Annotated in this window: 11 protein-coding genes; 5 read left to right on the plus strand and 6 right to left on the minus strand. The window is 54.7% G+C overall.

What is annotated here, in order from left to right:
- Window positions 1-80: 80 nt before the first annotated feature.
- Window positions 81-299 (minus strand): hypervirulence associated TUDOR domain-containing protein, encoded by a 219-nt coding sequence (locus NB063_RS24800; protein ID WP_250931726.1) that lies wholly within the window; start codon window positions 297-299, stop codon window positions 81-83.
- A gap of 197 nt (window positions 300-496) precedes the next feature.
- On the opposite strand from NB063_RS24800, the gene NB063_RS24805 reads away from it, so the two are divergent.
- Window positions 497-925: a hypothetical protein gene (locus tag NB063_RS24805; protein ID WP_250931727.1), complete on the plus strand. Its 429-nt coding sequence runs from the start codon at window positions 497-499 to the stop codon at window positions 923-925.
- Window positions 926-1,014: 89 nt separating this feature from the next.
- Here NB063_RS24805 and NB063_RS24810 read toward each other — a convergent pair whose 3' ends face one another.
- Window positions 1,015-2,478 carry an alkaline phosphatase D family protein gene (locus NB063_RS24810; RefSeq protein ID WP_250931728.1) on the minus strand — a complete coding sequence of 488 codons (1,464 nt, stop codon included), beginning with the start codon at window positions 2,476-2,478 and terminating at the stop codon, window positions 1,015-1,017.
- Window positions 2,479-2,718: 240 nt separating this feature from the next.
- On the opposite strand from NB063_RS24810, the gene NB063_RS24815 reads away from it, so the two are divergent.
- On the plus strand, window positions 2,719-3,276 hold the full coding sequence (locus tag NB063_RS24815) for a hypothetical protein (protein WP_250931729.1): 558 nt from the start codon (window positions 2,719-2,721) through the stop codon (window positions 3,274-3,276).
- 248 nt (window positions 3,277-3,524) lie between these two features.
- Here NB063_RS24815 and NB063_RS24820 read toward each other — a convergent pair whose 3' ends face one another.
- The 4 genes from NB063_RS24820 to NB063_RS24835 all read right to left on the minus strand — a co-directional run bounded on the left by NB063_RS24820 (window position 3,525) and on the right by NB063_RS24835 (window position 9,433).
- Complete coding sequence (locus NB063_RS24820; RefSeq protein WP_250931730.1) at window positions 3,525-4,832, minus strand: hypothetical protein; 1,308 nt, start codon at window positions 4,830-4,832, stop codon at window positions 3,525-3,527.
- 309 nt (window positions 4,833-5,141) lie between these two features.
- Window positions 5,142-6,470 carry a polysaccharide biosynthesis/export family protein gene (locus tag NB063_RS24825; protein ID WP_250931731.1) on the minus strand — a complete coding sequence of 443 codons (1,329 nt, stop codon included), beginning with the start codon at window positions 6,468-6,470 and terminating at the stop codon, window positions 5,142-5,144.
- Between the two features lie 70 nt (window positions 6,471-6,540).
- The gene (locus NB063_RS24830) at window positions 6,541-7,509 is read right to left on the minus strand and encodes a hypothetical protein (protein ID WP_250931732.1); all 969 of its coding nucleotides are present in this window, start codon (window positions 7,507-7,509) and stop codon (window positions 6,541-6,543) included.
- 199 nt (window positions 7,510-7,708) lie between these two features.
- A complete protein-coding gene (locus NB063_RS24835; RefSeq protein ID WP_250931733.1) occupies window positions 7,709-9,433 on the minus strand; it encodes a B12-binding domain-containing radical SAM protein in 1,725 nt (574 codons plus the stop codon).
- Window positions 9,434-9,625: 192 nt separating this feature from the next.
- Between NB063_RS24835 and NB063_RS24840 the strand changes: the two genes are divergently transcribed.
- From NB063_RS24840 to NB063_RS24850, 3 genes are read left to right on the plus strand one after another with little or no spacing between them, the layout of a single operon-like run.
- The gene (locus tag NB063_RS24840; RefSeq protein ID WP_250931734.1) at window positions 9,626-18,703 is read left to right on the plus strand and encodes a type I polyketide synthase; all 9,078 of its coding nucleotides are present in this window, start codon (window positions 9,626-9,628) and stop codon (window positions 18,701-18,703) included.
- Between the two features lie 20 nt (window positions 18,704-18,723).
- Entirely contained in the window at window positions 18,724-19,875 is a 1,152-nt protein-coding gene (locus tag NB063_RS24845) for an aromatic ring-hydroxylating oxygenase subunit alpha (RefSeq protein WP_250931735.1), read from the plus strand.
- Window positions 19,876-19,918: 43 nt separating this feature from the next.
- Complete coding sequence (locus NB063_RS24850) at window positions 19,919-20,710, plus strand: SDR family oxidoreductase (RefSeq protein WP_250931736.1); 792 nt, start codon at window positions 19,919-19,921, stop codon at window positions 20,708-20,710.
- Window positions 20,711-20,937: the final 227 nt, after the last annotated feature.

The raw sequence follows: 20,937 nt of genomic DNA on the forward strand, positions 1-20,937 counted from the left end.
TTTCTTAATTAAGACGAAAACCAAGCTTCGCTTGATTGAGGACTAGGTGCTTGCAGGCCGCGTCGTATGGCAACCGGTCCTTACGCGTCGCTGAGTTCACTCTCGCTCTTCAGCACTTGGTCACCGTCTTCTTGTTCCACGAGGTAGGCCGGTTCCTCCTCGGTCGCGTTGCGGGTGATCTCGCTACCCTTGATCGTTTTCGTGACTTTTTCCTTGTACGACTCTTTGATTTGGCCGGTTGTGGTGCCGCTGCCGTAGTTCCAGCTGACGTATTGGTTGACTTGGAATTTCTGTGCCACTTTGATAGTCCTAATGTGTTTTGCTTGTTCTGGCCTGATAAACTGAACGCCGTAACAGGGCCAAGGGGTAGCAAACAGCGGGCCAAACTCCGATGCAGCCTGTGCCTTTGTTCACACATGACGCTGTTTGGTGCACGAACGCGGTGGCACCGGATTTTAAGGCGGCGCTGATATCGAGATTTGTTTGGAGTGAGGTCATGAGCGAGTCGCCGAATCCCTATCGACCTCCCGCCCCCTTGTCGAAACCGCCGACTCGGAAATGGTCGATTTGGCGATTGTTCCGCCGTCATCCTCGGATACTAGAGATCGGCGTCCGGTGGAGCGAACTCTCTATCGTTGAAGGGATCGCGTTTTTCGTCGATCCCAACGACTCGTCGGTCGCCATTGCGGTATCGCCATCGGCGATCACGACCGACGATCGAATGGAACTCGTCACTTCTGAAGCAACACGCGTTTTACCCGAACTCTTCTTGCGCCGTCGCAGCTTTCGTAATTTGATTCACGGACAGAAAATGACCGTACGATTGGTCGAGAGCTACGCCGAGGCAAAGACGAGTGTGAGACGAGAACACAGCGTTACCTGGGACGAAATGGTGAAACAACTCCCCCAACTTGAGTCGCTGTGAATCACATCCTTGAAGCAGTTGGGGCAATCCGAGTTTGCTCAAGGCGATCTCCGATTGTCCTGGTTCGTTTTGAATGGATCGAATGCGAGTTATTGGTGACTCAGTGTGCTTAACTTCAAAGGGAACTCCTTGACCACTTTGCCGCTGATGTCGACACATTGGAACGTCATGACGGGATCGTCGGGACGCAAGTCGAAATGGAGCTGTCCCCAGAAGTTGCCTTCGTTGTACGACCAGACAGCATTGGGGAACGTTGGGTGCGTGTGTTCGTTGGTAACTTTCGCAGAAACGAATTCGTACAGCGGATAACCACGCGGTCGATCGGTTTTCCAGATGTCCGAGCGATGGCGATCGCCTGAAATCAGAATGACGCCGTCGATTTTCTTGTCATTGATGAGATCGAATATTTCATCTCGTTCGCCTCGCGACCAATTGCCTGCCCACGAGTCTTTACCGTCCTTGTCTGCACCGTCGGACCACATCGTTCCAGATGCAATGACTTTGAATTTTCCTTTCACTTTCGCGAGTTCTTCGAGAAGCCATTTCTTCTGGTCGGGGCCCAGCATCGTTTTGTCTTTCTTGTCGCGATAGAAACGCCCGTCGGTCATGAAGAAATCGACGTCGCCGAGCGAGAAAGAATGCCATGTGCCCGGCATCGCTTCGCCACCGCCGTAATGCGGGTTGTTCCAGTTCTGTTTGAAAACGGTCCAGTTCGGCATCTTCCACGGTTCGTTCATCCCGGCACCGCCCGCCGAATCGTTCATTGCCATGTCGTGATCGTCCCACACGGCGTAGATTGCGACACTGCTAGTGAGTTCTCGAAAGGCCGGACTGAGGCCCCGACGATAATAAAACAATCGTTGTGCCCCGCGTCGGTTGACGACATCGATGTAGACGTTATCGCCGAGGCCGAGATAGGCCAGCGGTCGCGATTTCGCCATATTGCTCCATGCGTATTCATGTGTCGGGACATATCGGGCTCCTGAACCGAAGGTGACATCGAATTCGACCTTCTGCCCCCGTTCCGGTGCCGTTCGCAATCGAAACGAATCACGCTGGATGGTTTTCCCATCGAGCTCAACGGAATAGGTGTAATCCGAGAATGGTTTCAGGTTATTGACCGTCATGACGGCCGTGAAGTCATCCGCAGCGGACGTTTGAACCAACTCAGATTTTTGCTCACCAACTTTGATTTGGACGGAAGTGGGGCCAGCGGTACGGAGCCAAAATTTGGCCGACGTCGGCTTGATGTCGCCGAGCATGGGTCCGTTGAAAAGTTTCGCATCGTGCTTTTCTACCAACTCGACGAATGCGGGTTCGGTCAGCAAATCGGCGAGTCCTCCTTCAGCACCAAACCGTCCCGTTTGCCCTCGAGTATCGGTGCCATAGAGAGCCTCGATCATGTAGGGATCGAGGTCTTTCATGACCTCTGATTGCTCGCCTTGAGTGAGTGGCTCTTTTGCCACCGCGAGATTCGGCCAGGCTAAGGCGACGACGGATACGGTCGAGCAAATGAGCGATCGGATCAAGGAGGCTTTTTGTGGGGCAGTCATGGTCGCGAAGAACCCTTTTGATGATCTATTGTACGCGGTTGAGGATGGGGAAAAAACGTGATCGGTCTTACTTTACGTTGGTGAAGCAACCGCGGCACATGATATCACTTCGGGGTAGACGCCGCGCGGGAATCGAGCGGTATCGTCCTGTCAATTCGGCTATGGTTGGGTGATCATCTGTTACAGGTTTTGTTGCCTGCGCCGTGTTATTGGCACGCTTGCCGCTATGGGAAATTCTGAATGCGAACCGTCGCCTTTATCTCACTTTTCGTGATTGCCTGCGTTCTGTCTGGGATGTATGGCGCACTGCACAATCAGATTTCGTACACGGTATCGCCCGAGTACTTCACCAAGTTCAAATTTCATCAATTCCAAATCGGCGAAGCGATTCCAGACCGTATGGGTGCGGCAATCGTAGGCTGGCAGGCGTCATGGTGGATGGGAATCGTGATCGGGATTTTTCTGATTCCCCTGGGGCTTTTGATCCGTGAGACGACCCCTTATCTCTTTGGGACGTTGCGAGCCTTCGGAGTCGTTGTGCTAACGGCCTTGTCGATCGGGTTGGTTGCTCTGGCAATTTCGTTCCTGGTGATCACGCCCGCGAACGTCGATCCACTAACCATTCGGGGCCGAGAAGTCACCGATCCTGCTGCCTTTCTACGGGCAGGCACGATGCACAATTTCAGCTACCTGGGCGGGTTCGTCGGGATTCTCACCGGAGCGGTTAGCATTTTTCGGCGGTTCCTCCGAGCCGAGACCGGATCAGCGAAACTGTTTCCAAAGTGCCAACCGGAATGACGCTTCGCCGACCTAGGGTCACTGAATGAGCGCAAAAAATCTTGGTCCGAAGAGCAAGCGTTACTCATCGTGAACCGTGAGGGATATTGACGATGCAGTTGAGGAAATCAAACGGGAGAAAGGCTACGGAGATCCACGCCGGAGTGCGTCCTGAGTCAGGACGGCGTCCGTTGACGCCGCCGTTTTTTCCACGACTTGGAAAACGAGGCTAAGACTTGCTGTGTGTCCAATGCCGGAGGAACGTAGAGCTAGTCATCGAATCCCGTGATGAGTGGCACTCTGGGACGTACCGTAGGCTGATCGCCTCGATCTGGAACCTGGAGATTCTTCTGTAGACGTTCGTATTTCAGCCGCGCCATTTCTCGCAACCATTGCTGATCACTTTCGTCGCCTAATTCACCGCCAGCCGGAAGGGCATCATGATCGAGTGCAATTTGCGACCCTGACAACAATCCGAACTGATCCAAAATTTCATCGAGTGACATGGGCGTTTGTTCTTTGAAGCCATTCATGAGCTGGCTAACCAGTTCCATTGAAATGATGCCGGCGGATCGATAGTGGATATCGGTAACGACTGGTTCGGCTGGATAGAGCCCCATCAGAATCATTTTGTCGAATCGAACGTCAGCAGAGATGTCGGGTGTTGGTGAGTTCAAATCCCAACTGTGCAGATCCAAGCGATGAAGGTTGCGCCGTTCATCGCTGGTCAGAAAGACGTCGAGAGAAATGGGGCTACGAGAGTCTGCTGCGGCTTTGCTTGCGGTTGCTTCCGCGGTTGAGGGCGGTAGGTGAAAGAACAACAATTCGGTCACCTTGCGGCCGATCTGAGCAGTCGACGAAATCGTCAAATCAGCCTTTTCGAAATTAAACGCCATTACCAAAGTTCGGCCGGTTTCCGCCTCCAGGAAACGAGATGCCGATGAGCTCGTTTCTCGTGTTTCTTGATTTGACGCGGCGATGCCGAGAGACCGAAAGCGGGCTACGGCGGACTCAATCATTGGCTCGGCTTGAATCGCAATGCCCGGTCGGTCGATCTCGTAAAACGCCGCTTGGCAATCGGTGCCGAAATAGAGCTGGCCCGTGTCGTCGCTGTAAACCAATGGCTGGATCGATAGGCGGTGCTGTTCAAAGTATTTGTCGACCTGACCACGAGTCACCGCGGGTAGCTTGCTTCGCCCGCTCGGATCCATGGTCAAGCCGATGGTAAACGCGGGGATGCGCCCGACCGTGCCTGATTCTCCTTGACTCGGAATCGTGACGGTAGGCTTGACCGACGCCCCCGGTGTGAGCATGCGGCAGGTCATCGATTTCGCCAACCCGTAGGCCCGATTGACCTGGGAACTGAGTAACGGCAGTTTTCGCAGGCTCTGGATGTCACTCAGCGTTGGCGTGGCTCCGATTCGTCCGACTCGAATTTGAGGCACCTTCATTTGGGAGTTGGCTAAACCCTCAGAGTCGAAATCCTGTGACGCTCCAAATTTTCCGCTCTCCAGCTCAGTGACGCTGTCGGAGCCCGCCTTCGATTCTTTTGTCGAACTGAAAACGGGTTCGTTCATGAGCTGGGCCCCCACCATTCCTACCATCACAAGGGCCACGAGAGCCGTGCCAATTTTCAGTATCTTTTGATCAATCATGTGTTTCGAGCTTCGGAGTCGTATCGGGCAATTGCGGTGATTGAGGATCAATATACAAATATCGTAATTCTAGAACGCCCACATGTTTCAGAATTACAGAGCGATCCCCCGCCTAAGTCAAAATACTCGGTATTCTGATTCTGACGAACCGAATGGCGTTCGGCAAACAAAAAAACACCGCCACGTTTCCGTGGCGGTGTTTCGACGTTCAATGAACCAGAAATCGACTAATTAGTTACTATCTCGAACCGAGAGCAGCACTGAATCACCGCTGAAGTAGTTCAGGAACACATTAAAGAACGCGTATCCTGGCTTCTGTTGCAGCATCACAACGTCATTGGGGAGCACCCGGATCCGTTCCTTCTTGTCCGTCATTGCGCGATCTAAGTCGCAGCGGATGTTGATTTGACGGCCGTCTGAAAGGGTCCTCAGGATGATGACTCGTGAGGCTTCTCGGATGTAACCAGGAGTGGCGTTTGCTAATACCGCACCGCTGAGTCCGAGTGGTCCACCGGGCGAACCGGTTGCCATTGCGATGGCTTCGATCACGTCGACATCTTGGTCTCGTGGCAAGGGAATGCGGGCTCCTGGGAGCAGGCCGCCCGTTACGAAGTACTCGTTGCGTCGTGGAATGTATACCACATCGCCTTCGCCCAAGATGACGTCTTCCGGGCTAAACGGGATACCATCGCAAGGGCAGCCCGCCAGCGGAATGCGGATCACACCTGGATTGCACTGTCCGCCTTCGCCACCGCTCACGATGCTTTCCAGAGCACCGCCGCTGAGGAATTGCGTATTCAAGCCGACGCCGTTGCGAATAACATAGAGTTCGCGAGCGGCGTCTGTGCCCGGCAGTCCACCGGTGTTGCCGAGAGCGTGCAGTACATCATTTTCATAAATCGGAAGGTCAATCACTTGCCCCGATCCACGATGGATCTCATCCACAGCACCTGGGGCGACCAGCGCAACGTTGGTTGCTGGGGTGTCTTCACGTAGGACGACAACGCGACGGACGCGTGGGATCAGCAGATCGACGGTGACTCGTTCTTTGCCTTCCTGCAACACGTTTTCATCAAAGTAGGCTTGTTTGATCGTTTCGATCGCCTGAGGCATTGTTAAGCCTGCGAGCGAAAGGTCGCCGATCAAGGGCAGGTCAATGGTTCCGTTCCCTTCAACGCGGACAGGGAGACCAGTCAATGGCCCAACGACACTGCCGCGTGGCGGGTAGTAAATCTGGTTGACCGCCTGTGTCCGTTGTTGAACCGGCGTTTCTTCTTCATTGGATGGGAAGACGCCGAACACATAGACCGCAAGCGTGTCGCCCGCACCGATAATGTGCTGCTGTGGTTTGACCTGTCCTAATGCTGAAAACGGCAAAGGTGCGAGGGCTTCACGTGAGCAAGCAAACAGAGTGGGGTCCAAACGATGGGCTGGTACCGACTTACAGGCCGAAGACACACTGTGGAGTTGGCAGCCGGTGCTGGTGAGCGTGGTGGCGGCTAACAGTGCCATCATGGCACGACACGCCTTGCTCTTTCGTAAACGGGTTTTAAGATTCATTGCTAAGTCCCTTCGCAATGCAGGGGAATTGTATTGGTAATGGTGTAAGGAAAATCGCCAGTCGACTTCGCTACTTTGCGAGTTTGACTACCGGTTCGATCTCGATCATTTCAAAACGTACATCCGACGAACCGACAACGACGATTCGCTCGTCTGCGGTCAAGGGACTCGATTGAATTTGAGCTGGTGCTGATGTGACCAGTCGAATGACACCCTGTTGTTGAGCGTTGCTGGTTTCACGCTGCTTCGATTCTGTTGAAGCAGGTTGATAGATTCGACCAGGAATCGACACAAGTTCCTCGTCGGAATCTCCGACGCTCGTTCCGACTGCTGACTCAGCTACTTCTGCCTTCTCACTATTTTTTGGCTGTGGTAGCGGCAGTGCAGTTGAATCATCGGCTCGGGGAGCCGGAAGGTTCTCTGTAGCATCCAGCGGCTCGAAGTCGCTTTCGCTTTGCTTGTTAGAGTTGGAATCGACGTCGATGTCTTCCATGTGTTCTTCGATGTGCGGGGCGACCTGATAAAGCTGATCTTCAGGTGCATCGAAATACGGTGCAGCCTCGATCATTTCCGCCGACGCCGAAATACCGATGAAATGGCTTCCACATGGACCGCACGCTCCATCGCCGCATGGTTTATCGCAACGTGGGAACGGACATTCGCAGGTTTCGTAGATTCGCAAGTAGTGCGTGTCGGGGAATTGCGATGCACGCGACGCTCCGTCTTGCCAGCCGCTGTAGTAGGCATAACGTCGGTTGTCGCAGTCTTTCAGAATTTGTCCGGGTTTCCAATAACGGGCCGGCGCAATTGCAGGTGGGCAAGAATCTCCGCCCGTTGCAACTTCGTAGAATCCGTCGATCCAGCCGCACTTGTAATCGTGAGGGTAGCTAGAACATTCGGGTTTGCCGCATTTGACGTATTCTTTGACTGCCCGCATCGTCTGCGTTTTTTCATAACAACAGTCGTTGATTGACGCACAGCCTCCCAGCGTCATCAACGCTAGCAGGCCCAACGCCACTTGATGGTAAGTAAATTTCATATCGTTGACTCGTCCGAGGCTGAGTGAGTGGGTCTTCCACTGCGTAGTTTCGACTTGTCAAGCGATATGAACGCGGATTTCCGCGGAATTTACCCCCAATGTGTAGGTCGTAAGGCGTCAGACACGCATAAGCGCGACAACGCATACAACGTTCCAACTGAGCCTAGTCGGCAAAGTCAACGCGACACGAGCGACTCGATCAGCCAGCGTGGTTACGCGGAGTCGCGCATGATGAGACGTCGGCGATGGCAAGATTTGCCGATTGAGGTGACCCGTCGGGCGCGGGGATCTCTGCGACGCTTCTGGGATAGGTCGCGTGATTCTTCGCGAAATCGATTGAAACATCTAACGCATCAAGCATACGTTGTGTCTGCAAGTCGAAATGAAGAAAGGTTCCTGTGATCGTGTGGGCGTACTCGAACTTCGTGGGCCCCATCGCGGCGGCCTTAAAGAAATTGCGGACGTACAACCATCGAGTGCGTTTGTCCGCCAGCATGCGCCATGCAATCGTTCGGAATCCCTTCCACATCCGCCGGAACTCCCACATGTTCGGAACGTGTTTGTTCTGAATATTCAGTCGTGCTGTGGTGTCCAGGACACGATCCATGAACGCTCGCGGCGAGTAAACGACCTCAATGATGTTGCGGAGTTCTTGATAGATCTCGACCCGATCCCGGGTGGTTACAAAGTTCAAACCGCTGATCGTTTGATCCTTCGACTCAGCACTGCGTAACTCGTAGCTTGCCTCTGGATCATCGATCCATCGATGTTCGGAGTCGATCAAACGTCGCTCTTTAGTGAGTCGACGAGTAAGCTGGGTGTTGGGAAGCGCACTGAGCAACCCAACCATGGAAAGAGAAATCCCGCTCTCTTGGATAAATCGAATCATCGGACCATCGGTACCGGGTTTATCGGTGTCGAAACCGATGATCAATCCGGCGGCAACTGAAATTCCGTAGTCGTAGATTTTCCGAACACGATCGATGATCGGCTGAACAGTGTTGATCCGTTTTTGCGTGTGGATCAACGTTTCCTCATCGGGAGATTCGATCCCAAGAAATACGTATCGGAACTGGACGTCCTGCATCAACTGGAGCAACTCTTCGTCGTCGGCGAGATTGATGCTTGCTTCCGTCGAGAAGACGAAGGGGTAGTTGTGCTGTTCGTTCCATGACTTTAACGCCACCAGCAACGGCTTGATCAGTTTTCGGTTCCCGATAAAGTTGTCATCGGTAAAGTCGACCCAACCCCGATAACCCAAATCGTACAGCCGCTGGAGCTCTGCGAGGAATTGCTCGGGCTTCTTAACCCTCGGCCGCCGACCGAACAATTCGATGATGTCGCAGAACTCGCAGTTGTACGGGCAGCCTCGAGAAGATTGGAGGCCGACGTGCAAATAATCGTTAAAGTCGATAAGGTCGAATCTTGGCACCGGCGTTTTCGTGACGTCAGGTTTCTCGGCAGTCTCGAACACACCTCTCGGATTTCCATCTCGCCAGGCTTCCAACCACATTGGAATAGTCAGTTCGCCTTCGCCCATCACGATGGCATCGGCCTCCTGATAGATTTGAGGCTGACTGGTTGGATCCGGCCCGCCGACAACAACAAATTTCTCTTCCGCGCGAGCTCGGGCGACTAATTCAAGTATCCCCGGCTGTTGCGGTAGCATTCCGCCTGTGCAAATGATGTCCGCTCGCTCCCATGATGTAGGGTCGAGAGGAGCCACGTTCAGGTCGGCGATCTCAAATTCCCATGCTTGAGGCAGCAACGCTGCGACGGTCATCAGCCCAAGGGGAGGAGCCGTTGCTTTGGCGCCGATCGCACGAGCGCTTTCGACAAAGTTCCAGTAGTTGGTTTGTTCGAAGAGCGGCTGAATTAGCAAGCATCGAAGCGGTTGATCAGGATCTTCCGGCAATGTTCGCATCAAGACTGTTCCAGCGAGAGGTAAAATCGAAATAACCCGTCTTCCTTGCAAAAAGCTCCAAATGAGCGTAATCCGGCTAGCAGCTCTTGCAAAGCGGAATTCATCCAGCCAATTTGCTTTTGTCCAGTAACGAGTAATTAGTATCAATGAGTAACCATCGAATTGACGCAACCTTCCATCAGATATCACACGATGCCGATCCGAGAGAACCAACCCTCTATCGACTCTAAGGGCGAATTGACAGCCGCTGCAGGGGTTGGCAGGGATGGATCAAGTCGAACCGTACTGCTGACCGGTGCGACCGGGATGGTCGGCTCTTATGTGATGGCTGAGCTATTGCGGCATGGTGTCAGTTTGGCGGTGGTTGTTCGCGAAAAAGGCGACCAATCCGCTCGCCAACGTGTCGAGCAGATCCTCGCCAAATTCGAAAACTTTTGGCAACAGAAACTCCCTCGTCCGACTGTTTTAGAAGGTGATATCAATCAACCTAACCTTGGATTGTGCGATCGCGATCGTCGGATAGTTGCTAGTCGATGCGATCGTGTTCTGCACAGTGCAGCGAGCCTCAGTTTTGCTCCTGCGGATCAATCGAGCAACAACGAGCCGTACCGGACCAATGTCGAGGGAACGCGTCACGTCCTCCGATTTTGTCGTGACCACGATATTCGGCAATTCCATCACGTGTCCACAGCTTATGTTTGTGGACGGCGGACGGGGGTAGTGGGCGAGGACGAATTGGATTTGGGCCAGGACTTCGCAAACGATTACGAACGAAGCAAACTGACTGCGGAGTCCTTGCTTTGGGATGCCGCCAAGAATGGTGACATACGTTCGCTGACGATCTATCGACCCTCGATCGTGATTGATCGAATCGGTTTGTCACCCATCTCGAGAGACCGAACCATCTATGGTGCATTCTCGATGTATCAGATGCTCGCGTCTCGTTTCGGCTTACTCGTCAACGGAGAATGGGTTGATAGTCTTGGATTCGCCGGAACGGAACGCAAAAATCTCGTGGATGTGGACTGGGTTGCCGAAGCGATTTGGTTCCTGGTGATGTCGCCCGCATACCACAACCGCACCTATCACTTGACATCGGCGGATGGCACGACAGTCAGTGACCTCGATACGGCGTTTCGAATCGCTACCGAAGACTGGTTGGAACGCCAAACTCGTCTAGGAAACGAGAGACGCATCGCCCTTCCACAAACTACCGGCGATATGAACCAAGAGGATGTGAAGCAAGAGATTGAGCGAATGGCCGAACCGTTCGTCAATACTTTTCTACCTTATCTTCGAGATGATCCGAGGTTCGATCGCAACCACATTGGACGCGTGATCGATCAGAAAAAATTGTCTCCGACACCAGCGATTGGGGTCAACGAGCTCCTAGAAATGGTTCGTAAGTGGACTTTGCCTCCTTCGGCCAGTACATCCGTCAATGTGAATGAGAGCGTCGCAGAGGGCTCCACACAGCAGAATTCTACATCGCTGTCTGGCGCTATTGAGTCGGCAACGCCTCAACCCAGACTCGATTCCACTCGTTGGCAGTCTGGTGAAGATCCCGATGAGATTGTGATCTGTGGTTACGAAGTTCGTCTGCCGGGAGGTGTTGAGAATGCAGACGATTTCGGTCGGATGTTGTGGGAAGGTCGCTCGGGAATCCAACCGATGCCCGAAGAACGCCTCGACCGTTCGCTTTACTTTGATTCCCGGCGCGGGATTCCCGGCAAAACCTATACGCAGCTAGGTGGTTGTGTCACGCCCATACCGCTCGATGATGCACTCGAACAAAAGATGCGGTCGTTGGGCGAGTTCGATTTGACGCATCGCCAATTTGCGCAAGTGGCAGTAGCTGCGGTTCGTTCAGCTTTCGGCGCCGAACGAATGGACCATGTTGATGGCGTTGATCCGCAGCGTGCCGGCATCTTTGTTGGTCATAGTGGCGGCACCGAGCAGGGTGGTCCGTTGACGATGGCAACACTTGCCCGAACGGCCACCGAGCTTTTAGAGCAAACCGACCTTGTATCGCTTGTCGACGTTCGTTCCAAAGAAGAGTGGAAATCGAAGCTTGCCGATGCGATTCGAGTTGGTCGTCCCTTCCGCCGGGATGGTGGCGCGCCCGACTACAACGCGTACAGCGTCGCCTCCATGACGGCGCGCTTGCTCGGGTTCCGTGGACGTCGTGAGGTCATTGATGCAGCCTGCTCGTCTTCTTTGTTGGCAGTTCATCACGCCGTCACGGCGATGAACGCGAATCAGTTGGATATCGCATTGGTCGGCGGCGCGACATTCAATAACGTCGACAACCTGGCGCTTTTCTCTCAATCGGGCGCCTGCAGCGCAGACGGGTGTTATCCGTTTGATCGTCGCGCGAGCGGTCTGATCAGTAGCGAAGGCTATGTCGCCGTGGTACTGGCGAAACGGTCGATTGCCAGTGCGTTAGGCCTTCCAATTCACGGGAGTATCGTAAGCGTAGGGATTGCGTCCGATGGCAAGGGGAAAGGATTGTGGGCACCGCGTAGCGAGGGCCAGCAACTCGCGATTCGACGCGGCGCGGCGCAACGTCACAGCGTTCCAGGGCAAATGGATCAGATTGACGACAAGGACGCGACTGAAGCGTCGGCAGGTCCGATGCTCAACGTTGATTACCTTGAATGCCACGCCACGAGTACTCAGGTCGGTGATGCGACGGAGTTGGAGAGCCTGACTGCGATCTTGCGTCCAGAACCAGAATCCAACGGTTCGGATACACGTCCACCACTCGCGATCGGCAGTGTCAAAAGTAATCTCGGCCACCTGCTCGAGGCAGCCGGGTTGGTAGGCATGGTCAAGTGTTTGATTGCGATGCGGCAGGGCGAACTGCCCGCGTCGATTCAGTTCCAAAAGCCCAATGAAACGTATGATTGGACCAATGCGCCCGTTCGCGTTGTCGGGAATCGGCAACGGTGGCCGTCACGCAACGGATCCGCTGATCGGGTTGCCGGGGTCAATGCATTCGGCATCGGAGGCCTAAACGCTCATGCTGTCATTCGCCACGAACGGAGCCCCTCAACCGGCCGCCCTCAACGTCCCGTGACGCGAAGAAGTGACGTCGAACCGATTGCCATCGTGGGACGCGGGGTTGTCTTGCCGGGCGCAGCTAACCTCGAGCAGTTCGAGACGCTGCTTCGTAGTAAAAAATCTCAAATCTCCAATCCGCCGAAGGGGCGTTGGGTGACCTCGGCGAGCGATGGGAGACCAGTCGGCGTTAATGCGTTCGAGTGTGGTGTCGCGGAAGTTCCGCATTGCCGCGGCGCTTATATCGACCACTTTGACTTCAACGCCCAGCGATACCGAATTCCACCGAAAACGGTTCGTTACGCCAATCCTGCGCAGTTGATGCTGATCGAAGCCGTTAGCCAAGCAATGTCGGAATACGATGGAGGCGAGTGGTCGGTCGATCGCGCTCGGGTCGGCGTCATCGTGGGCACAATTTTTGGAGGCGAATTTAGCAATTCATTGCAAATCGGATTGAGGATTCCCGAAATCCGCGAGCATCTGCTAGGGATCGCGCGAACGAATTCGCTATCTGGTGTCGATGCCGAGCGGGTCGCTGAGCAACTTTGTAGTTCATTATTGGCAAGGTTCCCGGCGTTGCTCGATGAGACGGGGGGGTTCACCGCCAGCACGCTTGCTTCACGGATCGCACGTACGTTTGACTTGATGGGGGGAGCGTGTGCGGTGGATGCCGACGAAGCCTCGGGTGGTTTAGCCGTTTTGACAGCGATTGAACAACTGCGTTCAGGGCATGTCGATACAATGCTTTGTGGCGTGACGCATCGTTCGTTGGACCTTGTGGCATTCGAAGAGTTGCATCGAAAGAATCGATTGGTTTTGTCTGGGAACCCTAACGATATCCCAGAAGATCTCTCTCAGCTCTTTCCAGGCGAGGGGGTTGCAGTCATGATGTTACAACGATTGTCCGACGCCCGATCGGCGGGAAAAACAATTCTGGGGGTAATCGATCAGGCAGGAGAATCGTGGACCGATGATGTTGTGTCCGCTCGATCGCTTGATGCCCGTCAGTCCGGGAATGATTCGTTGTTCTCTGCTCGCAGTTTGGTTTCACAGATTGGGCTCCTCGGAGGCGGACAAGGAGTTGTTAGAACGATCGCGGCTACAATCGCCATGCAGTCCTCACGGAAGCACGAAGTTTATCGCATCTCTGAAACGGCCCAGGATGGCTACCAGATTAACTACCAAGTATCCAATCAAGCCACGTCATCGATGAAATCAACGATCACTCCACAGTCAACACGCTCCGGCGACAATGCTCGTCCGGAAGCGACCGAATCGATGAGAGGAATGAACGCGCCGGTTCGATCGGTTGCCGCGCGAAGTATCCGTTTGCAGGCGGAGCGGTGGGATCAGATCGAGCAAGATTTGCGTTCGCTTATTGCAGATCCATCGACCGCACCTGAGTCGGGCGTGGAATCGTTTGCGTCGGTGGTGAATCGTAAGGGGGACGTCAGTTCGTTGATTCAAGCCGCAATCGTTGGAAGCGATGGTGATGAAATCTCCGCTGCTGCGAAAGCCTTACTTGCAGGGCCAGTTGTCAAGCGAGAAACCGGCACCGTCGCACGGCATCTCGCATGGCTTCGTGATCCAGCGACGTCCGGTGACCGAATCGGATGGTTGTTTCCCGGCCAGGGTTCGCAATATGCAGCGGTCCCTAGCATTTATTCCGCTGAGTATGACGGCAGCCGGGCGAGTGAAGCGAGAGATTTTCTTGATGTCATCGATGGTTTGCTAAAACGCCGAAGTCTTCAATCGATTTCGGATCGGCTGGATGATCCGCGTGGGCAGCTCGGTCGAGATGTTTGGTGGACCCAGCTCTGGGTGCTTGCGGTAGGTGCGTCGCTTACCAATGGATTGCTGCGTCGTGGACATCGTCCTGATGTTGTGCTTGGCCATAGTTTTGGAGAGTGCACGGCGGCTTGGTGCGCCGGCGTGATGGACATCGACCAAGCGATCGAGTTTGCCAAATGTCGAAGCGACGCGGTTGTAATGACGCAACAGGGTGGCGGTCAGTTGTTATCGGTGCGCGGCGAACCCTCGGCGATCCAAGCCGTTCTCGATGCCCATCAACTGCACGCGTCCATCTCGCATCACAACTCGCCCGATAACACTGTGGTTGCGGGAAGCAAACAGGATATTACTGCCGCAAAGGAATACCTTTCCTCGGCGGGCATGGCGTCTGTTGTGATCAGTGTTCCAGCCGCGTTCCACACGCCTGCGATGAAACCGGCACGCGAGCTGTTGCGTGCCCGATTTAATTCTCAGCGTTTGATGCCACCTCGTTTCGGTTTTCTTTCAGCGGTATCGAATCGTTATCTGGCCGAGCCGAGCGAGGTGATGGATAACTTGATCGATCAATTGACTCAGCCTGTTTGTTTCAATGGTGCTGTTGAACGGATCGTGAAGGACGGGTGTGGACTGTTGATCGAAGTCGGTCCCGATGATGTGCTAACCCGCTTGGCAGGGAAGACGGTCAATGGAAATGCGATCTGCCTGTCAGCGGATGACCGGCAAAAAGACTTTGCCAAGCAACAACTGCTCGTCGATTTGGCGTGCGAAGCCTTTGGCGGAAGCACGCAGGAAACGAATCGCCTTGGTTCCGGTCATTTTGCATCGGTAAACCATCGTCCTAGTTCGAACGGGCATTCATCGATCGCGACAACAGCCCAACCGGAGGCTGGCCGTGATTCTTCGCCCGCGTCGCAGCGAGAACGATTGAATTTCGAAATCGTCGACGTTACTCAACGCAAGCGGCGGCGGGTCGAAGTCGCTCCCCCACCAACTTCTACGATGCCGATATCGGCGAGAGCGGTGCCGCAGGATCAGTCGACCAACGGGTATGCCTTGGCGTCGTCTCAGAAGCCTGTCGTCAACAATCAAAGTTCGAAGACTGCCCGGGCGACCGGCGTGGAAGCGGCTCGGTCCTTTCTTTTTGACCTCGTGGTTGATCTGACCGGTTACGATCCGGAAATCATCGATTTTGAGGCTGACCTCGAAGCGGAACTCGGCGTCGACAGTATCAAGAAGGCTCAGCTCATTGGTGAGATGGTTCAGTGGGGAGATCTGCAATTGGACACCACCTCCATGCAGCTCGCCCGGTTTGAAACGCTCGATGACATTCTTGCTCTGGTTGGAGATGGTGAAGCGACGGCGAGCGCGGCTGCAGTTTATGAGAGTGTTCCAACAGTTATCGGTGCTAAGGAATTGGTACCTGAGCAAACGCAGGAATGGTCGTTCGATTCCAGTCCCGGCTTGGGGGTGGATGATGCTGATGCGGAGTCGCTACGCCGATTGATGATCGACTTGGTCGTTGACCAAACCGGTTACGATGAATCGATCATTGACATGGAGGCCGACCTCGAAGGCGAACTCGGCATCGATAGCATCAAGAAGGCCCAGCTGCTTGGTGAACTTGAACAGCAATATCAATTGCAAGCACTTCGCGAGTCGGGGCGCACGCTAGCCGAATTTCCCACCTTGGAATCCATTCACGCATTCGTCTGGGAACAGATTTCGGGCGAGGAAAAAAAAAACGAATGCCTGAAGTCCAGAACTAGTTCTGTTTATCAAGACGAACCGTCTGCCGACGTGATGGTTCAGGAACAGGCTGCCGCTCCCATTCCAGTGCCAGAGGCGGGAACTCATCGTTTCTGTTTGTCGACCCATTTCGCGCCTCGATTGGAGGGGATGCCGACGAAGCCGAATTTTTGCGGTCCTGCCCTCGTGCTGGGAAGCAATCCCGTCGCCGATGCGATCATCGCACGCTGGCGATCGGACGAGGAGACAAATGGTTTTCCGATTCACCAGATCTCGTCCAGCCTGTCTTTAGAATCAACCACCGCGAAACTCAGCGAGCTTTGGCGTGACGGCGTTGCTCCTCACCTTTTCCTAGCGACGCCCTACGATGCAGCATCGGGCTGGACTGCCGGCGATTTTGATGCTTGGTCGCGTCGTCGCGGGATGGCGTTGTCGATTCCCTTTTATGTATGCCAACGGTGGATGCAGGGGCTGATCGATGAGGGACGGATGTCGGACGCGTCGCTGGCCACCTTGGTTCGTGCGGGTGGGCATTTAGGATTTGATTTGCAAGGCGAACCAAGTTTCATTTCAGCGGAATCGGGTGGGCTCGCGGGTTTGACCAAGGCGATGCTGATCGAAGCCTGGATGCGAGGCTATCGCGATACACCGATGCTGGTTCTCGACTCGGAATCAGCGGCAACGCCTGAGGAATTTGTTGAGGGTGTGTGGCGAGAATTGGCCGTGCCGTCCTACGACGAAGAAGTCGTTGTGGCGGGGGCTCAACGGTGGGCGACCTGTGCCCGATATCGCCCGCTGGACGCCGAGCATTCTTCCGCCTCGAAGTCGGGATCGCTGACAACCCGCTATCCGCTCACGCGAGGCGGCAATTGGATCATCGCCGGCGGCGGGCGAGGGATCACCGCAATGACAGCGATGGAGTTAGCGTCGCGACATGATCTTCGCTTGCACCTGCTCGGTACAGCTCCTGATCCAAAGATCGACGACCAGATTCGACACGCCGCCGCGGCCGATCGAGCCGACTTGCGGCGAAGAGTGATGAAGCAAGTCCAGTCGAAGGGTGGGAATCCTGTTAAGGCATGGCAGAAACTCGAAAAGGCGATCGAGATTGACCAAACGCTTCAGGCTTGCCGCGAACATTCAATCGTCGCGACGTACCACAGTGTCGATGTTTCCGACGTCGATGCGGTGTCGAAACTGCTCGAAAAAATTCGGATCGAGAACGGGCCCATCCGCGGAGTCATTCAAGGAGCCGGCGCCGGGCAAGACGCCCGTTTTGATCGTAAACGACCAGACAAAGTCGAAAAGTGTTTCCGAGCCAAGATCGACGGCGCCATTGCACTCGCCACCGCGACACAATCGGATCCATTGGAATGGTTCATCGGGTTTGGGTCGATTAGTGGTCGCTTCGGAGCGAACGGGCACACCGATTATTCTGCGGCTAACGATATGTTGGCGAAGGTCGTGGGCAACCTCGGTCGCACGCGTCCTGAAACACGTTGTGTCACCTTTCACTGGCACGCCTGGGGCGATATCGGCATGGCGACCAAACCGGAAGCGAAGCTGGCCCTTGACATGATTGGCATGAAATTCATGCCAGCGGAGGAGGGACTGCATCACTTCTTGAATGAGATTGAACACGGCGGTGATGAACCGGAAGTGTTGATCACGGATCGTCGATACGTCCGTAAGTTCTTCCCGGGTGGCGAAACCTATGGTCAGCCCGATCCGACTCCGGTGTTGCCGTTGCTCGATCCGAATGGCAATCGACAAACTTCTAATCCGAGCGAACTGTCACATGCCGTCACATTGCAGCCGACAGTCGATCGTTTTTTAAACGAGCACCTTGTCCAGGGACGCCCCACTCTGCCTTTCGTGATGGCGATCGAGATGCTGGGCGAAGCGGCCTGTTTCCGACGTGATCAACATGTGCGGGCTTTTCACGATGTCCATGCGCATCAACCGCTGAAATGTCTGACCGATGACGCGTTCGCCGTTGAGTTGGTAACGGGAACCGATCCAGGTAAGCATTCTGGTGAGGATAGCGATTCCATTGCGGACACATCGTTCCAAAATTGGACGCTTGTGAACGATCTTCGTCGCCGCGATGGAAGATTGGTGCAGGCGTCACGCCCTCATTTTTCAGCGACGGTTGAAGTGTCGGACCGTTCGTATCCGGTGCGGCTCGACGAGGAAGCATTGCTGATCGGGAGAGAAATTCCCCTGCACAGCGTTCAGTACATGGACGCCGACGCACCGGTTTATCATGGTCCATCGCTGCAATGCCTCAGAACAATCGGCTTCTGCAGCGAATCGTCTATCGCGATCGGAACCATCGTTGCACCGAGTCCGTCGCACCTTGCTGGCGAAGAACGACCGCTTCGAGGTTGGGTGATTGCACCAGCCGCCATGGATGCGGTTTTGTACGCAGCCGGGATGTTGGCTCATCAGCGTGGTGGCCGAGCAAGTCTTCCCATTTCGTTCAAGAAAATTGAACTTGGTCGTTTACCCCACCCCGGCGAACCATTGCGTGTCATCGTTCAATGGGAGGACGACGATCGTGAGGAATCAGGGCGAAAGTCGAGTGGAGGTTGGATGTCCGCGATATTGGTGGGGCAGAATCGCGACCTGATCTTGAGGTTGAGTGGGTATCGAATCGGTTGGTTGGGTTGATGTATCGAGCGACCGAATCCATGCAGCCATTGTTGCACGCCTCTCACTACACGACTTTGGCGGCTCATCAGCATGATGTAGGGCAACTTCGAAATCGTAGCTGGCAACTCGTTGCCTCGTCGTGCCAATTGCGCAATCCCGGCGATTATGTCTCGGTGGAACGATTAGGCGTCCCCGTGTTGGTTCGCAATTTCGATGGCGAATTGACGGCCGTCCAAAACGTCTGCGCTCATCGGCAGTGTCGTTTGGTTGATCAGGCCCACGGCCGATCAGAAGAACTCAAGTGTCCCTATCATGGTTGGCGTTATGGCAGTGACGGTCGCACGCGAAAAATCCCTGGTGCGAGCAATTTTCCCCACTTCGAACGCGAAAATTACCGATTGCCCGTCTATGAAGTGCAGCAGGTTGGGCAACTGATCTTCGTTCGATTCAGTGCGGGGCGCGAAACGGCCTCGGGTGATTTGGCGGAGTCAAGCGAGGCACCTAAGGATGGACGCCAACTTTCGGACGGGCCGCTCGACGATTGGGATGTTTGGTCCCCGTTGTTTTCGAGACTCACGGACAGCGCGAGATGGCGACTTGTCTATGAGGATGAGATGCGATACGAATGCGACTGGAAAATCCCGATCGAGGGCGCCTTGGAAAGTTATCACCTGGACGAAATCCACGGCGAGACGCTGGGGGCCGACCCAGGGGAGTCTCAGACGGAACACGATTTCGATGAATCGGGGACTTCGTTCAAAACGTCTGTCCGCGAACGCTCGTTTCTTGCTCAAGCAGAGGAGGGCGTTGTTCGTGCAATCAGCGGTTCGTTTGACCCGACGTACCGCCACGTGCATGTTTTCCCCAATGTCATGGCGTCCTTTACGAGTACACTGAGTTTGGTCTATCAAATTTACCCCGTCGGTCCTCAGCGGGCGGGGATGAAAGTGTTTGGTTACACTCGTCGGAGTGAACGATGGGGGGCGATCGGAAATGGTCTCAGTCTTGGGTTGGGGCGGGCGGCACGTGGATTTGCCAAAAAGGTATTCCGCGAAGATGCTCGAATTTTTCCCGAAGTACAGTTAGGTATGATGTCGAGCGATCAACAGCGTATTTTCGGTCGCTGCGAAGAACGCTTGCACGCGTTTCACCAGCATTGGGCCGCGACGTACAACCAGAACCATCAATAACATGCCCCGCTCCCCTTCGATTGACCCAATGAGGCGACCGCTTATGACATCTGATTCATCACTGCGAGGAAAGTTCGCGTTGGTGACCGGTGCCAGTCGCGGAATTGGACGGGCGATCGCGTTGAAGCTGGCGACAGCCGGCGCAAGTGTCGCCGTCAATTTTCTGAACTCACAATCACAAGCCGTGGAGGTCGCTCAGGAGATCGCGAGCATCCAAGCTGCTCGCGCCGACGAAGCGGAGGTGATGTTGGTCAAGGCGGATGTGTCTCGTCGCGACGACGTTTTTTCGATGGTGGAAGAAGTCGAGTCCCGGTTCGGTGGTCTCGATATCGTGGTCAGTAATGCGGCCGCCGGCGGCTTTCGCGACCTTGCAGATTTGACTCAGGTGAACTTTGAAGCGGTGCTTCGAAACAACTCAGCACCTGTGATTTGGCTAGCTCAGGCGGCAGCAGACTTGTTAGCAAAATCGGAAGGTCATGGGAAAGTCGTTGCGATCAGCAGTCACGGGTCACGATGGTCGGTACCACACTACGGGGCAATTGGTGCGTCGAAAGCGGCTCTCGAAAGTTTGATCCGGCACCTCGCCTTGGAATATGGTGGGCATGGGATCAACTTCAACTGTGTTCTGCCGGGAATTATTGCCACCGATGCCATCGCCAGCATGCCCGGTTCGGAGGATCTGGTTCGTGCGGCCGGCGAACGGATGATGCTGGGCGATCGCACCCTGGAACCCGAAGATGTCGCCTCCGTCGTCGCATTTTTATGTGGCTCCGCAAGCGATTTGATCCAGGGTCAAACGATCGTCGTCGATGGCGGGATTAGTGTTCGTGTCTGATCCACTTTCCTGCTCCATCCATGCATCACCCCGACTGTCGATGTTTGGCGAATGAATTCCGACGATCCCGAAACCTTGCCGACATCGGTGTTTGAACGCTTTCTCCTGAGACCATCTCACGGGGCGGGGATGGTTTTTAGTGTTTTGTTCGTTTTGAAAGGGAAGCTGCAGATCGAACTGCTCCGGCGTTCCTGGTTTCAAACAATAGAAGGCCACCCTCGGCTGTT

This window comes from Aporhodopirellula aestuarii (assembly GCF_023701485.1).
Lineage (GTDB): Bacteria > Planctomycetota > Planctomycetia > Pirellulales > Pirellulaceae > Rhodopirellula > Rhodopirellula aestuarii.